15 protein-coding genes are annotated in these 15,984 nt (G+C 70.7%); 13 read left to right on the forward strand and 2 right to left on the reverse strand.

The window, feature by feature from the left end; genetic code table 11:
* The first annotated feature begins 229 nt into the window (after positions 1–229).
* From ACFSC0_RS19850 to ACFSC0_RS19890, 9 genes are all read left to right on the forward strand, one after another.
* The gene (locus tag ACFSC0_RS19850; protein WP_377355251.1) at positions 230–703 is read left to right on the forward strand and encodes a helix-turn-helix domain-containing protein; all 474 of its coding nucleotides are present in this window, start codon (positions 230–232) and stop codon (positions 701–703) included.
* 154 nt (positions 704–857) lie between these two features.
* On the forward strand, positions 858–1,259 hold the full coding sequence (locus ACFSC0_RS19855; protein ID WP_377281696.1) for a hypothetical protein: 402 nt from the start codon (positions 858–860) through the stop codon (positions 1,257–1,259).
* On the forward strand, positions 1,199–2,725 hold the full coding sequence (locus ACFSC0_RS19860) for a type IV secretory system conjugative DNA transfer family protein (RefSeq protein ID WP_377281697.1): 1,527 nt from the start codon (positions 1,199–1,201) through the stop codon (positions 2,723–2,725). The genes ACFSC0_RS19855 and ACFSC0_RS19860 overlap by 61 nt, the downstream gene beginning before the upstream one ends.
* Positions 2,718–3,161, forward strand: a complete 444-nt coding sequence (locus ACFSC0_RS19865) for a hypothetical protein (protein ID WP_377281698.1) — start codon at positions 2,718–2,720, stop codon at positions 3,159–3,161. The genes ACFSC0_RS19860 and ACFSC0_RS19865 overlap by 8 nt, the downstream gene beginning before the upstream one ends.
* Complete coding sequence (gene trbB / locus ACFSC0_RS19870; protein WP_377281699.1) at positions 3,162–4,091, forward strand: P-type conjugative transfer ATPase TrbB; 930 nt, start codon at positions 3,162–3,164, stop codon at positions 4,089–4,091.
* A 133-nt stretch (positions 4,092–4,224) separates the two neighbouring features.
* Positions 4,225–6,069 (forward strand): type II toxin-antitoxin system HipA family toxin, encoded by a 1,845-nt coding sequence (locus tag ACFSC0_RS19875; RefSeq protein WP_377281700.1) that lies wholly within the window; start codon positions 4,225–4,227, stop codon positions 6,067–6,069.
* A gap of 450 nt (positions 6,070–6,519) precedes the next feature.
* A complete protein-coding gene (locus ACFSC0_RS19880) occupies positions 6,520–6,918 on the forward strand; it encodes a response regulator (RefSeq protein WP_377281701.1) in 399 nt (132 codons plus the stop codon).
* Positions 6,919–7,455: 537 nt separating this feature from the next.
* Positions 7,456–8,985 carry a DUF4118 domain-containing protein gene (locus ACFSC0_RS19885; protein ID WP_377281702.1) on the forward strand — a complete coding sequence of 510 codons (1,530 nt, stop codon included), beginning with the start codon at positions 7,456–7,458 and terminating at the stop codon, positions 8,983–8,985.
* Positions 8,982–9,674: a response regulator gene (locus ACFSC0_RS19890; RefSeq protein WP_377281703.1), complete on the forward strand. Its 693-nt coding sequence runs from the start codon at positions 8,982–8,984 to the stop codon at positions 9,672–9,674. The genes ACFSC0_RS19885 and ACFSC0_RS19890 overlap by 4 nt, the downstream gene beginning before the upstream one ends.
* Here ACFSC0_RS19890 and ACFSC0_RS19895 read toward each other — a convergent pair.
* Both ACFSC0_RS19895 and ACFSC0_RS19900 read right to left on the reverse strand, forming a co-directional pair.
* The gene (locus tag ACFSC0_RS19895) at positions 9,661–9,855 is read right to left on the reverse strand and encodes a hypothetical protein (protein WP_377281704.1); all 195 of its coding nucleotides are present in this window, start codon (positions 9,853–9,855) and stop codon (positions 9,661–9,663) included. The two genes, ACFSC0_RS19890 and ACFSC0_RS19895, sit on opposite strands and share 14 nt — an antisense overlap.
* A 93-nt stretch (positions 9,856–9,948) precedes the next feature.
* Complete coding sequence (locus tag ACFSC0_RS19900) at positions 9,949–11,856, reverse strand: potassium transporter Kup (RefSeq protein WP_377281705.1); 1,908 nt, start codon at positions 11,854–11,856, stop codon at positions 9,949–9,951.
* Between the two features lie 481 nt (positions 11,857–12,337).
* Here ACFSC0_RS19900 and ACFSC0_RS19905 point away from each other — a divergent pair, with 481 nt between their 5' ends.
* Genes ACFSC0_RS19905 through trbJ form a run of 4 tightly spaced genes read left to right on the forward strand, consistent with a single transcriptional unit; the run spans position 12,338 to position 15,980 of the window.
* Entirely contained in the window at positions 12,338–12,568 is a 231-nt protein-coding gene (locus tag ACFSC0_RS19905) for a TrbC/VirB2 family type IV secretion system protein (RefSeq protein ID WP_465264481.1), read from the forward strand.
* Positions 12,568–12,828 carry a VirB3 family type IV secretion system protein gene (locus tag ACFSC0_RS19910; RefSeq protein ID WP_377281707.1) on the forward strand — a complete coding sequence of 87 codons (261 nt, stop codon included), beginning with the start codon at positions 12,568–12,570 and terminating at the stop codon, positions 12,826–12,828. The genes ACFSC0_RS19905 and ACFSC0_RS19910 overlap by 1 nt, the downstream gene beginning before the upstream one ends.
* Positions 12,829–12,835: 7 nt before the next feature.
* Positions 12,836–15,256, forward strand: coding sequence for a conjugal transfer protein TrbE (gene trbE, locus ACFSC0_RS19915; protein WP_377281708.1), 2,421 nt, complete (start codon positions 12,836–12,838; stop codon positions 15,254–15,256).
* Positions 15,210–15,980: a P-type conjugative transfer protein TrbJ gene (trbJ, locus tag ACFSC0_RS19920; protein ID WP_377281709.1), complete on the forward strand. Its 771-nt coding sequence runs from the start codon at positions 15,210–15,212 to the stop codon at positions 15,978–15,980. Before trbE ends, trbJ begins: the two co-directional genes overlap by 47 nt.
* Positions 15,981–15,984: the final 4 nt, after the last annotated feature.

Genomic DNA, 15,984 nt, shown 5'->3' on the forward strand with positions numbered 1-15,984 from the left:
AGCTTCTCGACCCAAGACCAAGATCAGCCTTGCGTCATCCGGGCGGGCGGTCGAGACAAAACGGCGCTTCCGCCACAGGCGTCGAGTAAACCCGAATAGTCGATGCGGGATGGCCGCAACAGGCTTGCGGCTTGCATTGATGAGGCGGGTCGGCGGGTTGCGCTGCCCGCCCGTTGGTGGGCTATACCTGTCAGCGCGAACCGTCCTCGCCCACAAGCCCCGGTTGCCGTTGCCTGACCGAAAGCTCCCCCTTCCCGCCGATCAGCCCTCCGGCCGCCGCCCGCTGCTCTCGCGGATCCTGAAGGCGATCCGCCGGCGCCGCGGGTTGCTGTCGCAGGAGGTGGCGGACCGGATGGGATTGCCCCTGCGCACCTACGAGCACTTCGAGGCCGGCGGCGGCCGCCTCAACCTCGCCCGGCTGCAGAGCTTCGCCGAGGCCACCGACAGCGACGCCTACGCCATCGTCGCCAGCCTGGCGTTCGGCGAGATCCACTTCGCCCTGCGATGCGCGGACAACAAGGCGATGACCATCGCCATGATGGCGATCCAGGACCTGGACCGGGAGGTGGGAGACGACCTCGCCCTGCTCGACGCCCGGCGCATCCTCCACGAGTTCGACGCCGCCTGCGGCCGGCTGGCCGAGGAGGCGCGGTCCCGGCGCTTCCCCGGCCCGCGGGACGGCCCGGCCGGGTCCGCCCGCTGAGGCCTTGCGGCCCGCCCGCAAGAGTTTTGCGGCTTGGCCGCCAGCTGTCTGCATTTACTTCGTAAATACTTGCCGCACGCCCAGCCTCGCTCTCAATTACTTCCCTCGATGTGCGCGGCCCCTGGGCCGCCGGACACGAAGAGGGGATGCGGCGTTGGCGACGCGGGCGGTTGCGCTTCTGCTCGGCCTGCTCCTGGGCCTCCAGGCGGCCACCGCCTGGGTCGCCTGGACCTTCCAGCACGCCCCCGCCCTCGGTGCGGGCGTGACGCTCCTGGGCGTGCGGGCGCACGCCCCCTGGTCGGTCCTGATCTGGCGCGCCCGCTACGGCCACGAGGAGCCCCGGGTCTTCGCTTCGGCCCTGTGGCTGGTCCTGCTGGGGCCGGCGCGGGGCTCGGGTCCGGCGTGCTCGCCTCCGCCCGGCGGCCCCGCCGGGTGCGCGGCTGGGGCGGCCGGGCCGACGCCCGCCGAGCGGGGCTGCTGGCGCGGCGCGGCTGCGTGCTCGGCGAGTTCGATGGCCGGCTTCTCGTCACCGACGACCTTCGGCCGACCCTGGTGACCGGCGGCACGCGCTCCGGGAAGGGCCGCGGCCACGTCATCCCGACCCTGCTCTGCTGGAGCGGCGGCGTTCTCGTCCACGATCCCAAGGGCGAGCTCTGGTCGGCCACCGCCGGCTGGCGCGCCGGCTTCTCCCACGCCCTCTACTTCAACCCCCGCGATCCGCACTCCGCGCGCTGGAACCCCCTCGCCGAAATCCGGCCCGGCCCCGGCGAGCTCGCCCAGGTGCAGCGCCTGGTCGCCATCCTCGCCGACCCGGGCGGGGTGCGCGAGGACGAGGCCATCTGGGACAAGGCCGCCTCGGAGATCCTCGAGGCCGTGATCCTGCACGTGCTCTACGCCGCCGAGGACCGGGACAAGACCCTGCTGAAGGTGCGCGAGCTCCTCGCCGACCTCGACGAGACCGCTCAGGCCATGCTCCGGACCCTGCACCGCCCGGGGCCGGACGGCCGGCCCGAGACCCACCCCTTCATCCGAACGGCGGTGAAGGGCTACGCGGCCATGCACGACCGGTTCCGCACCTCGGTCCAGGGGACGGCCCGCGCCTACCTGAAGTGGCTCGCCGGCGAGGACGTGGAGCGGGCGCTCTCGGCCTCCGACTTCGCGCTCGGGGACCTGATGTGCGCGCCCGCGCCGGTCTCCCTCTATGTTCAGCTCGCCCCGGCCGACGCCTCGGCGCTGCGGCCCCTCGTCCGCCTCCTCTTCTACGCCGCCGCCCAGTCGCTGACCGCCCACGAGCGGACCGACGCCGCCGGCCGGCCCAAGCGTCACCGGCTGCTGGCTGTCATGGACGAGTTCCCGCTGCTGGGGCGGATCGAGTTCTTCGAGAAAAGCCTGCGCCTGATGAGCGGCTACGGGCTGAAGGCGATGTTCGTGGCCCAGAGCCTCAACGACATCGTCGAAACCTACGGGCCCAACAACACCATCCTGGACAACTGCGCCGTCTACACCGCCTTCGCGGCCCTGGACCCGCTCACCCAGGACAAGGTCAGCCGGCTCACCGGCACGACGACCGAGATCCGCACCAGCCGCTCCGGCCCCGCCGGCCTCGCCGCCGGCCGGGCCACCGTCTCCCGTTCGGAGGCGGACCGGCCCCTGCTGGAGCCCGGCGAGGTCCGCGCCCTGCCGGAGGACGAGCAGCTGGTCTTCGCCGCGGGCGTGCGCCCGCTCCGGGCCCGCAAGCTGCGCTACGACCGGCGCGAGCCCTTCCGCACGCGCGCCGCCATGCCGCCGCCCGACCAGTCGGTGCGCCTCGACACGCCCGGCGCGCCGCCCCACCCCTGGGCGGGACGCCGCGCCCTCGGCGAGGATCGGACCGCTGGCCTGCCCCTGTTCAAAGAGGTGGAAGCGGCCATCCAGGACAAGAAGGCCGTTGCGCGGGCGGCCGAGATCTACGGGCGCGTCGCCAGCGAGATGGCGGCGCAGGAAGCCGCGCTGGATCATCTGCAGGGACTGAAGGATGCCTAGGAAAGCCACCCGCGTGCAGGTCTACCTCACCGACCCCAAGGTCGCCGCCGCCCTGGCCCGGGAGGCCCGCCTGGCGCGCGTGCCCCTCAGCCAGGCCGCCGGCCGCGTCATCGCCCGGGGCCTGCACAAGAGCCCCGCCGCCGATCCCGACGACCGCCTGCTGCGCCTCGATCGGGCCTTGCGCGACCACATGCGCGCCATGGCCCGCGACGTGCAGATCACCCAGGAGCTGCTGGTCGAGCTCGCTCGCGCCTTCTTCCTGCGCCTGCCCGACGCGGTCGTCGACGAGGACCCGACGGTCCAGGCGGCGGTGGAGCGGCGGATCGAACGCCTGCTCGACGCCACGGCGGCCCGCATCATCGCCGGCGAGGCCCGCGCCCGCAAAGCCCGTGAGGCCGAAGAGTCTGCTCCCGGCCTCCGGGCCGCCGCCGAATAGATGGGCGCCCACCCGATCGTCGCCGAACGCAAGCTGGAGGCCCTCCGTCACGCGCTGGGGCCGGAGGTGCTGGCGGCCCTGCTGGACCCGAAGGTGGTGGAGGTGCTCGCCAACCCGGACGGGCGGCTGGTGCTGGACGTCCTCGGCGAGGGCCGCCGGACATCGCCGGCGCGCCTCACCGCCGAGGCCCGGGAGCGTGTCATCCGGCTGATCGCCGATCATGTGGGCGAGCCGGTCACCCGCGAGGATCCCCGCCTCGCGGGCGTGCTGCCGAGCGGCGAGCGTTTCCAGGGCTTCCTCCCCCCGGTCACCGCCCAGCCCGCCTTCTCGCTCCGCAAGCGGCCGCCGGTCGTCTGGGGCCTTGACGACTATGTCGACCAGGGGATCATGACCGGGGCCCAGGCGGCGCAGATCCGCGCCGCCGCCGCCGACCGGCGGAACATCCTCATCTCCGGGGGGACCGGCTCGGGCAAGACCACCCTCGCCAACGCCATCCTCGCCGAGCCCGCGTTCGCGGGGGACCGGGTGTTCCTGATCGAGGACACCCCTGAGCTGCAGTGCTCGGCCTGGGACCTGGTGCCGGTCCTGACCCGCCGTTTTCCGAAGCCCATCGGCGTCGTCGACCTGGTGCGCGACGCCCTGCGGATGCGGCCGGACCGCATCGTGGTCGGCGAGATGCGCGACGGCTCGGCGGCCCTGGAGACGCTCAAGGCCTGGAACACCGGCCATCCCGGCGGCCTCTCCACCGTGCACGCCAACTCGGCCGAGGAGGCGATCGCCCGGATCGAGGACCTGCTCGCAGAAGTGGCTGCGCAGGTCCCCCGCCGGCTGATCGGGCAGGCCGTCGATCTGATCGTCCACATCGCCCGCACCCCGACGGGGCGGCGGGTGGAGCAGATCCTCGAGGGGCGACGTCCCGGCGGTCGGTGAACGCCGAGCCGGCCCGGCAGGGGAAGGTGTCGCGCGGGCCGATTGCGACTTTCGCGCATCTGAGATGCGGGAAAGTCCTTGACCTTCAGGCCAATCTCTTCGACTTTCACGCATCTCACATGCGAGAAAGTCAATGCCGCTGCACCTCGTCGGCGAGACCATCGACAGACGCCGTGCGCACGCCCTCGCCCAGTCTGGCGAGCTGACGCCGCTCCTCCGCGGCGTCTACGCCGACGCCGCGGACGACGTCGAGGCGATCGTCCTCGCTCACGCCGCGCGCATCGCCCACTATCTCTATCCCACGGCCTATCTGTCGTCCGCCAGCGCGGTCCTGCTCGCGCCCACGTCGGACGGGCGCCTCTTCATCAGCGGGCGGCGCAACCAGCGCACCCGGATCCGAGCCCTGGAGATCGTCCAGAACGCAGCTCCGGACCATCCATCGACCGTGCCGGTGATCGTCGGCGATGATCTCGGGGAACTGCGCCTCGACGCCTCCTCCCCACGCCAGCGCTTCCTGGAGGCCTTTCGCCTGCGAAGCGAGCATGCGAGCGCGATCACCGAGGCCATGCGACGGGAGATGGCCGAGCGGCTGCAGGACGAGTACGGTGATCCCCGTTCGGCCGCGGACGCCCTCTGGACCCTCGCCCGCGAAAACGGCTGGTATCGCGAAGGCGAGGCGGCCGAACGCTATCTCTTGCGACGGCCTGCGCGCGCGGCTGCGCCCGGGAACAAGGCCGCGCTCGAGTTCACCATCGCCTGGCACGGCGAACCGCTCGGCCGCCTTCGCCACGACGGCTACGAGTGGCGATGGACCGCCGCCAGCTCTCAGGCGCCGCCCCTTGTCCGCGAAACCACGCCCGGGAAGCTGCCGCCGTTTTTGGAGTCCCTGCTGCCCGAGGGCTGGCTCGCCCAGGTGCTCAAAGCGGCCGACGCCCGCGAGGCCCTGAAGCAGGGAAAGCGGTACCTCTCGAACATCGCCGTGGTGACGGACCGCAAGGAGCTGACCGCCCTGCCGCCGGACGTCCTCACCACCGAACTCGGCGACTTCACAGACGCCGGCCGCTTCACCGGCCGCTATGCCGGGCCGGGGCGCGGACACATCGACGAGTCCTTTCAGCAGCGCCTGGCCGAGATTTTCGCCCGAGCCGAAACCCCCCGCCTCTCCGGCGTCCAGATCAAGGCGCCCATGTGGCTCAGCCCCGAGGGGGACCTTCTGCCGGCGACGGACGCCCCGTTCACCCACATCCTGAAGCCCGCCGGCTCTGCGGGATTCGAACACCTCCCGGTCGTGGAGTGGTTTTGCCTCCAACTCGGCGGCGGAGCCGGCTTCGACGTCCCGGCCGTCGCGATGGCGGCGATGCCCGAAGGCATGCCGCCGGCGCTGGTCGTTGAGCGCTTCGACGTCCGGCGGGGCCGCGACGACCGACGACGGTTGGCGCTCGAGGACTTCTGCTCCGTCCTCGATGTCCCCGCCGAGGCCAAGTACGAGGGGACCATCGAGCGTGTCGGCCGGGCGCTGCGGCCGCTTTCGACCGATCCGAGAGCCGACCTGGAACTCCTGCTCAAGCGCGCCCTGTTCGCCTGGGTGATCGCCGACGGCGACATGCACCTGAAGAATCTCGCCCTGCTGAAGATCGCCGAGCCGGGCGCGCGGCGGTGGAGCTCCGTCCGGTTCGCCCCCCTCTACGACGCGGTCACGACCCGCGTGTTTCCGGGTCTCGCCGGCGATCGGACGGCGCTGAAGCTGAACGGCAAGGACGACCGGCTGACGCCCCAGGACTTTCGCCAGCTCGCGCGCACCCTGGAGCTTCCGGCCGACCGCGCCGACGCGATCCTTTCCGGCCTGGCGCAGGCGGTCCTTCACACCCTCCCCCGCATCGCGCTTCCGCCGATGGACTTCGCCGACCGCGCGGACGAGGTCATCGGCAGGCTCAGGGAGATCGTCCAACAGCGGGCCGGGCCGTTCGTCGTCGGCTGACCGCCTCCATGGCCGGCGGGAAACCATCCGTAGGACAACTCGCCTGCTCGGGCTGACCACCCCGCCACACCCAAGTCCCCCTAAACGCGACGTCGGGCGATGGTGCAAAACCGGCTTGCCGAAACTCGCGAACTCGCAATAACGCCGGTTGATGAACCGAGCCGACGAGTACCGTCGAAGCGCCGTGTCAGGCCCGCGCTGAGGCGGTCGGCAAGGCAGGGGTCCTAAGGGACGGGGGCGAGATTTTCCCAATCGACCTTCGCGAGCAGGCCGGCAGCTCGCGGACACCATCCAACGGCTGCTGAACCTAGTCTGGGGCCGCCCGGACCAATCGTCGGCGACGGTGCGCACCCTGGCTCTTGTTTCGCGGTTTACCCATCCGTAGAACCGCCGCTCGCGGGCGGCGGGAAGTCGACTTTGTGACGAAGGCGTAATGGCTGGGGAGCGCTGATGGCCGCGAGTTGCGCAGAGACGGACATCCACCGACGCCTGCTCATCGTGGAGGATGATCCGGCGAGCTGCGAGGCGATGTCGGACGTGCTCGGGGACCTCGGTTTCGCTGTTCTATGTGCGAGCACCGACCGAGAGGCTTACGCTCGACTGACCACTACGTCGAACTTGGCTGGGCTCATTGTGGACGTGAACCTCGGTCCCGGAACGACGGGGTTCGACGTCGCCCGTTTTGCCCGACAGCTACACCCAGATCTCCCCGTACTTTACGTGACCGGAGAAGCCTCCCAGGAGTCGTTCAAAGCCTTCGGCGTGCCGGATAGCGAGTACATCGCCAAGCCGTATGGGGTAGGTGAGCTACTTCGCCTCGTACAATCGCGCATCGCCGCCAACGACTGAGCAGCGCAACGGCGGGGCGCGGAGCCTGCGACTCAGCGATCCCGGAGCGGGGCGTCAACGACGGGTCCCGTCCACAGCTAGGAGCCCGCGAGCAGGCTCATCGTGAGCACCTCCTCGGTTGCCGGGAACGACGCCACGTCCTCCCGTTGTGGGAGTTCTTCGGGTTGAGTGCGCGTAGTGAGTAGCCAGGGTGCCGGGCCGGTTCGACCCTCTCGCTCTTCAGAAGAGGAGATCGAGCAAGCCCTTCGTCGGATGGTTGAAGAGGCCGCCGCGCTTCCACTCTCCGCCGAGCTTCAATGCGCATTGGAACAGATCCTGGCCGACGATGCAGACGATCAGATCGAGGCGGCCTGCTGCGCCCCACTACCGAAGTTCAGTCCGTAAGCAGCGCCGAACTCGAGGTGCAGCCGAGCGTCGATCATCACGCCGCCGGCGGCATACAGGTGCGCACGAGCGCTATGACCGCTCGACAGGCGTCGTCGTCGAAGGTGTCGCTTCTCTGCGTGTGTGTCAGCGCCCCCAGGGCTAAATTGGACCATGCCGACGGCTTCACCCGCGAATCGATGGCGCAGCCCGACGGGCCGCTCGCGCGGCGTTCGCACCCGCGCCTATCTCACGACCTTGGCCGTGATGGCGGCGGCCAACCTTGTCACCTTCACAGCCCGCAACGAGCTGAGCGGCACCAACGTCGTCATGATCCTCCTGTTCGCGGTGCTCATCCCGGCGGTCGCCTACGGACTGGGACCTGCGATCCTCGCCGCCCTTGCGGCGACGATCAGCTACAATTTCTTCTACCTGGAGCCGCGCTTCACCTTCTGGATTCTGCACCCGGTCGACGTCCTCACCTTCGTCGTGTTCTTCGCAGTGGCGATCGCAACAGGCTGGCTTGCCGGCAGGGTCCGCGATCAGGTCCGCCAGACCGCGTTGCGGGCGGAAGCGGCCAGCGCCCTGTTGGACGCGAGCCGCGATCTGTCCGCCGCCGGGACCTCGGCGGAGGCGGCCAAGGCGCTTTCCGAGCATGCATCGCGGCTGTCGGGCAGTCCGGCGGTGGTGCTCCTGAAGGAGGGCGAGGGATTGGAGCTTGCCGCCGCCCCAGACGGCTTGTCGCGTCTGGGCCAAGAGGCCTTCAAGGCCGCAGAGCGGGCCTGGACGGGTGACGGCGCCGGCGCGGCCGGCTGGCATTTTTCGCCGCTGGAAGGCCTTCGGGGACGGGTGGGCGTCGTCGGCCTCCGGACATCGCCTGCTGCCGCCGGAGACCAGGAGACCCTGCTTGGGGCGCTCCTGCATCAAGGTGGGATCGCCATCGAGCGGGCCGAGCTGATGGCGACCGCGGCGGAGAACGACGCGCTCCGACGAGCGGACCAGCTCCGCATCGCGCTGCTCAACTCTGTCAGTCACGATTTTAGGACGCCTCTGGCGACCGTCCTCGGCTCGGCGACCACGCTGATGGAGTTCGAGGGCACGCTCAAACCCGCGGTGCGGCGCGACCTGCTGGCCAGCATCGCCGAGAACGCAAATCGAATTAACCGCTATGTCGCGGACCTGCTCGACATGGGGCGCTTGGAGAGCGGGGCGTTAGCCCCGCGCCGGGAGCTGGCGGACGTGCGCTCGGTGATCGGACGCGCCATCGGCCGGGTCGAGGATCGCATGGGCCGGCGCCGTATCCGGCGGGACTTCGCGAAGGACCTGAGCCGCGTTGCGATCGACGAGAGGCTGCTCGAGCAGGTGATCGTCAATCTGCTCGAGAACGCCATGGCGTACGCGCCGGGCGAGTCCGAGATCGTCGTGTCCGCCTTTGAGGATCCCGCCCACGTCGTGCTGTCGGTGGATGACCAGGGCCCGGGCATCTGCGCGTCGGACCTGCCGCAGATCTTCGACCGGTTCCGCAGGGTTCCTCAGGCTTCGGATCGCGGCAAGGGTCTGGGCCTGGGTCTTGCCATCGCCAAGGGGTTCGTGGAGGCCATGGGCGGCCGGATCGCAGCCGTCAGTCCCATCCTCGAAGCCGGCGGCGCACGCTTCGTCATCTCGCTGCCGAAGACCAGGGCCACACCCGGGGACCTCCTATGAGCCTCTACCGCCCGCGTATCCTGGTCGTGGACGACGAGCCCCAGATCCACCGGTTCCTCACGCCGGCGCTCGAGGCGGCCGGCTATGAGCCGATCAGGGCCGACAGCGCCGAGGCCGCCCTGCGGGAGATCGCCCATCGCGCCCCGGACGCCGTGATCCTGGACCTCGGCCTTCCCGATTTCGACGGCAAGGAGGCGCTGAAGAAGGCGCGGTGCTTCTTCAGCGGACCGGTGCTGATCCTGTCCGCCCGTGACCGTGAGGCCGAGAAGATCGACGCGCTGGATCTCGGCGCCGACGACTACGTGGAAAAGCCCTTCAGCATCGGAGAGCTGCTGGCGCGGCTGCGGGTCGCGCTGCGGCGCGGCGCCGGTCACGAGGCCGGGCCGCCGATCATCCGCAGCGGCGATCTCGAGATCGACCTGAATATGCGCGCCGTGAAGCGCGCGGGCGCACTCGTGCGCCTCTCCCCGAAGGAGTATGAGCTCCTGGCCCGCCTCGCCCAAGGGGGTGGCCGGGTGCTCACCCACAAGCAGCTGCTCACCGCCGTCTGGGGGCCGGCGCACGAGCATGACGTCGCCTATCTGCGCGTCTTCGTGGGACAGTTGCGCCAGAAGCTCGAGCAAGATCCGGCCAAGCCGTCGCGCATCGTCACGCAGCCCGGGGTCGGCTACCGCTTCATCGCCGACTGAACCCGCCGCTTGTCACCAGGCTTCGGACCAGATCGGCCAGCCTGCGGACGACATCGTGGCGCGAGCCGGGAAGCAGCCGGAACGACGCCCCTTCGCCCACGGCCGTGGACGAGAGCCTCAGCTCCACCAGCGAAGCGCCTTCCGCCTGCGCGGTGGCGATGAGGAAGTACTGGTTGTCCATCACCGTGAGCCTTATCGAACATCCGTGCGCGTCGAACCGCTCATCGTGCAGCAGGCCTGACGGGCCGCCTGCTCCCTCTGAGGACGTCATCGCCTAGACCACAACCTGGGTGCCGAGCTCGACGACCCGGCCGGGCGGGATGTGGAAGAAGTCGGTCGGGTTGGCGGCGTTCTTCATCATGAAGACGAAGAGCTTGTCCTGCCACAGGGGCATCGATCCCTTCGGGGAGGGCACGACGGACCGGCGGCCGAGGAAGAAGGAGGTGGCCATGATGTCCAGCCTGGTTCCTTTGCGCCGCAGCAGGCCTAGCGCCTTGGGGACGTTGGGCGTTTCCATGAACCCGAAGGCGACCCGGACGCGGGTGAAGTCCGCGTTGATGGGCTCGACCGTCACGCGTTCCTCGTCCGGCACGCGCGGCGTGCCGGCGGTCACCACCGTCATGACGATGTTCCTCTCGTGCAGGACCTTGTTGTGCTTGAGGTTGTGCATCAGCGCGACCGGCGCGACCTGCGGGTCCGACGTCATGAAAATGGCGGTTCCGGCCGCGCGGTGAGGCGGGCGATGGCGGAGCGACTCGACGAGGTCGGTCAGGGGGATGGAGTCCCGGTGGCTCTTCTCGGCGAGCAGGCGGGCGCCCTTCGTCCAGGTCCACATCATCAGGACGAGGATCGCGCCCAGCACCAGGGGAAACCAGCCGCCTTGGGGAATCTTCAGGACGTTCGCGCCGAAGAAGGTGAGGTCGAGGGCCAGCAACGGAGCGACGACCGCCAGGCTCGCGTAGATGCTCCAGCGCCAGTGTCGCCGCATGATCGTGAACACGAGCAGCACGTCGATCACCATGGTCGCGGTGATCGCGATTCCGTAGGCGGCGGCCAGGTTGGAGGAGTTGCGGAACATGACGAGCAGGGCGAGGACGCCCAGCATCAGGAAGGTGTTCACCTGCGGCACGAAAATCTGCCCGGCCACGGATTCGCTCGTGCGTTGGATGTCGATCCGCGGAAGAAGACCCAGCTGCACGGCGGCCTGGGTGACGGAGAAGGCGCCGCTGATCACGGCCTGGCTGGCGATCACCGTCGCCGTCGTCGTCAGGGCGAGCACTGGCCAGTAGATCGCTTGCGGGATCATCCGGAAGAACGGGTTCTCGGCCGCCGTCGGATCGCTGATGACCAGCGCGGCCTGGCCCAGGTAGTTGATCAGGAGGCAGGGGAAGACGAGGCCGAGCCAGGCGGTGCGGATCGGCCGGATGCCGAAGTGTCCCATGTCGGCGTAGAGCGCTTCCGCGCCGGTGACGACGAGGAACACGCTGCCGAGGATGGCGAAGCCCAGCCACCCGTTGTTGACGAGCAGCAGAGCCCCATAGTGGGGGCTCAAGCCCCTGAGAACCGAGGGCTCCTGGACCAGGTAGAGCAGGCCAAGCCCGGCAAGCGTCAGGAACCAGACCAGGGTGATCGGGCCAAAGAACCGTCCCACCGCCGCTGTGCCGCGGGACTGCACCATGAAAAGGCTGATCAGGATCCCCGCGGCGACGGGCAGGATGAACGGATCGAACGCGTCGCCCACGCCCGGTGCGTCGGCCACGCCTTCGACAGCGGACAGCACCGAGATCGCCGGTGTGATCAGGCCGTCGCCGTAGAAGAGGGCGGCGCCGCAGATCCCCAGAAAGAAGACGAAGGGGGCGCCCCCCTTGCTGACCCGCTGCGCCAGGGCCATCAGCGCGAGGGTTCCGCCTTCGCCGTTGTTGTGGGCGCGCAGCATGATCACGACGTACTTGAGCGTCACGATCAGCGTCAGGGCCCAGAAGATGAGGGAGACCACCCCCAGCACCGTGGCTTCGGATTCTGCGCCCCGTGCGTGGTGTAGGGCTTCCCGCATGGCGTAGAGCGGGCTGGTGCCGATGTCGCCGAACACGACGCCCACAGAGGCGAGCGTCAGGGCCCAGAAGCCTGCGTGGCGCTGCGGATCGACGCCGGGGACGGCAGGCGAAGAGGATGTGTTGGCCACGGGAGCTCCGAACCGAGAGGCGGAGCCTTGGGTTAGCCGCGTCCGACATCAGGGTTCCACGCGATGTCGGAGCGTGACGCGTAAAGGAAAAATAAGGGACGCCCCCGGCCGGTCGGCTTCAGCGCCTGCAGCCCACACGCTTGGACCATGCAAGGCGCGGTCGATGCACATGCATTGATGCGTACGCGTCGCCTGCTCCCGGGCGCCAAGTCTCTCGCAAGTCGAGAAGCCCCGCGCCCACAGCACGCGAGCGACTTTCTCGCGGGTCGTCGGAAAAGTCTTCGCAGCTCAACTTTCGGATATTTTCGGACAACTATTGACAACCGCCGGCTGCATTTGCTTGCGTTGATGCAGCCGCCGGACGTGGCGGCCTGATCACCGGAAGCACGTCATGCGACGAATACTTGCGCGCGCCCCCGGCGCCGCGACGCTCTTCTGCGGCCTGCTCTGCGCTGGCCCGGCCGTGGCGGGCGGAGCCGGAATGCCCTGGGAGGCGCCCCTCCAGCAGATCGTCCAATCGGTCACCGGTCCGGTCGTTCAGGCCGCGGCGGTGATCGCCGTGGTGCTCTTCGGCGCAGGCGTGGCGATGAGCGAGACCGGCTCCTCCATGCGGCGCGGCCTCGGCATCCTGTTCGGCCTCTCCATCGCCTTCGCCGCCTCCACCTTCTTTCTCGACTTCTTCGGCTTCGCCGGCGGCGTGGAGGTCGGGTGATGACGCGGCCGGAGGGATGGGAGCTGCCGGCGCCCCAGGCGCTCGCCGAGCCCGTGCTCCTGGCGGGCATGCCGCGGGACTACGCCATCCTCATGGGGACCATCGCCCTGACGCTGGGGCTGGCCCTGCGCATCTGGTGGCTCGGGCTTCTCTGGTGGGCGGGCGCCCACGCCGTGGGGCTCTACTGCGCGCGCGCCGACCGGCGCTTCTTCGACGTCGTCCGGCGGCACCTTTCGCTGGCCGGGCATCTGGACGCGTGAGGCGGCCATGCGCTTCCTCGACGAACACCGCCGCCGCCCCGCCCTCCTCGCCGACCACCTCCCCTGGGCCGCCCTCGTCGCCCCCGGCGTGGTGCTCAACAAGGACGGCTCATTCACCACCGCCTTCCGATTCCGCGGCCCAGACCTGGAGTCGTCCACCGAGGACGAACTCGTCGCCGTTCGCGCCCGGCTCAACAACGCGCTGAAGCGGCTCGGCACGGGCTGGTGCCTGCATGTGGAGGCCCGCCGCCGCCCAGCGGACGCGTACCCGGAGAGCCGCTTCGACGCGCCCGCCGCCTGGCTGGTGGACGCCGAGCGGCGCGCCCTGTTCGACAGCGCCGAGCCCGCCTTCGAGACCGACTTCCGCGCCGCCCTCACCTGGCTGCCGCCGGCGGACGAGACGCGCCGATTGGAGCGCTGGCTGTTCGATGGGCTCGCGCAGGCCGGCCGCGACTGGCGCACCAGCCTCGAGGCGTTCCGGCGCGAGGCCGGCGCCATCCTCGACCTGCTGGCCGACGCCCTCCCCGAGGTCGCGCCGCTGGACGATGCGGCGCTGCTGACCTGGCTGCACGCCTGCGTCTCGCCGGACCCGCACCCGGTGCAGCCGCCGCAGACGCCCATGTTCCTGGACGCCTGGCTCGCCGATGCGCCGCTGACCGGCGGGATCGCGCCGCGGCTCGGCGAGCACTGGCTGAAGGTCGTCTCCGTACGGGGCCTCCCGGCCGCGACGCGCCCGGGGCTGCTCGACGCCCTCTCCACCCTGCCGTTCCCTTACCGCTGGACCGCCCGCTGGATCGGCCTCGACAAGGCCGACGCCGAACGGGAGATCGTGCGGCTGCGCAAGCGCTGGTTCGCCAAGCGCAAGGGCGTGGGCGTGCTGCTGCGGGAGGCGATCACCAAGGAGGAGGCGCCGCTCCTCGACACCGACGCCGCCGCCAAGACCGAGGAGTGCGACGGCGCCCTGGAGGCCCTCGGCGCCGAGGCCTGCGCCTTCGGCTACCTGACCCTGACGGTCGCCATCCTCGATCCGGACCCTGCGGCGGCGGCCGAGAAGGCGCGGATGGCCGCCGCCGCGCTCAACGCCCAGGGCCTGGTCGCCCGCACGGAGGACCTCAACGCCGTCGAGGCCTGGCTCGGCTCCCTCCCGGGCGAGCCCTACGCCGATGTTCGCCGGCCCATGGTCTCCACCCTCAACCTCGCCGATCTCCTGCCGGTCTCCACCGCCTGGGCGGGACCGTCCCATGACGCCTGCCTCGGCGGCCCGCCCCTCGCGGTCGCCCGTACGACCGGCGCGACGCCCTTCCGCCTGGTGCTGCACGTGGGCGACGTGGGCCACGCCATGGTCGTGGGTCCCACGGGCGCCGGCAAAAGCGCCCTTCTGTCCTTCCTCGCGCTGCAGTGGTTCCGCTATCCCGGCGCTCGGGTGGTCTTCTTCGACAAGGGCCGTTCGGCGCGGGCGGCGACGCTCGCGGCCGGAGGGATCTGGCGCGCCCTGGAGCCCGGCGCCCCCTTCGCGCTGCAGCCGCTCGGGCGGGTGGACGAGCCCGCCGAGCGCGCCTGGGCGGCGGAATGGCTCGCCGAAACCGCCCGCCTGGCCGGGACGCCGGCGAGCCCGAGGGCGCGCGAGGAGATCTGGACCTCACTTGCGGCCCTCGCCGACGCGCCGCCGGCGCAGCGCACCCTCACGGTCTTCTGCGCCCTGCTGCAGGACCGGGCGGTGGCCGCCGCCCTCGAGCCCTTCACCCTGCAGGGGCCGTACGGGAGCCTGTTGGACGGCGCCGAGGCGCGGATCGAAGAGAGCGCCTTCGACACCTTCGAGCTCGAGTCCCTGATGGCCGCCCCCTCGGCGCTGGCCCCCACGCTCGCAGCCCTCTTCCATCACCTGGAGCGGGGCTTCGACGGGCGCCCCACCCTCCTCGTCCTCGACGAGGCCTGGCTGTTCCTCGGCGAGACGGCCTTCGCCGCCAAGATCCGCGAGTGGCTGAAGACCCTGCGCAAGAAGCGCGTCGCCGTGGTCTTCGCCACCCAGAGCCTCGACGACGTGGCCGCCTCGGCCATCGCCGCCAGCCTGATCGAGAGCTGCCCGACCCAGGTCTTCCTTCCGAACCCGCGGGCGCTGGAGCCGGCCTCGGCCGAGCTCTACTCAGCCTTCGGCCTCAACCGGCGCCAGCTGGAGCTGATCGCCTTCGCCGCGCCGAAGCGGGCCTACTACTGGCGCCAGCCCCAGGGGCGGCGGCTGTTCGACCTCAAGCTCTCCGGCGCAACGCTGGCCCTCTGCGGCGCCGCCTCGCCCGACGACCAGGCCCTCATCGACGCGGTGCTCGCCCGCGCCGGGCCGGACCGCTTCGCCCGCGAATTCCTCAAAGCCAAGGGAGTGCTCCATGTCGACCCCGTCCTCGACGCCTTCGCGCCGCTCGCGGCCGAGTAGCGCCCTGGCCGCCGCGGCCGCCCTCGCGGCCCTCGCGGCGGCGGCCTGCTCGGACCCGCAGCCCGCCGCGGCCCAGCAGGTGGTGTTCGACCCCAAGAACCACGTGGAGAACGCCCTGCAGGCGGCCCGCCAGCTGGAGAGCCTCGCCAACGAGGCGCGCATGCTGGCCAATCAGGCCCGCCAGCTCGCCGCCTCGCCTTACAGCCACCTCGGTGAGACCAGCCGCACGCTCCGCGATATCGGCGAGCTCGCCCGCACGGTGAAGGGCGTCGCCAGCGACGTCCGCGACCTCGAGCGCCAGTTCGCCGACCTCTATCCCACGGCGGTCGAAGGCCTCGACCCGCGCAAGGCCCTCCAGCAGCACCGCGCCCGCACCGAAGCGGCCCGCGACACCGCCCAGGACCTGGCCCGCACCGCCGCCGAGCTGGAGCGCCTCGCCGCCACCCGCGAGCGGCGGATCAGCGGCGCGCTCTCGGCCAGCCAAAGCGCGAGCGGCCAGACCGCGGCGATCCAGTCCTCCAACCAGCTGCTCACGGTGCTGGCGGAGGACCTCGGCTCGCTGCGCACCATCCTTCTCGCCCAATCCCGGCTGATGGCCGAGGACACGGCCCGCCGCGCGGCCGAGCGGGCCGCCGCCGCCGAGGCGCGCCGCCGGTTCTGGGGGCGCGACGCCTCGACCCCGGCCAATCCCGAATTCGATCCTTACTCACCTGTCGCGCGCTGACCCG

This window comes from Phenylobacterium terrae, from assembly GCF_042681205.1.
Classification (GTDB): Bacteria; Pseudomonadota; Alphaproteobacteria; order Caulobacterales; family Caulobacteraceae; genus Phenylobacterium; species Phenylobacterium terrae.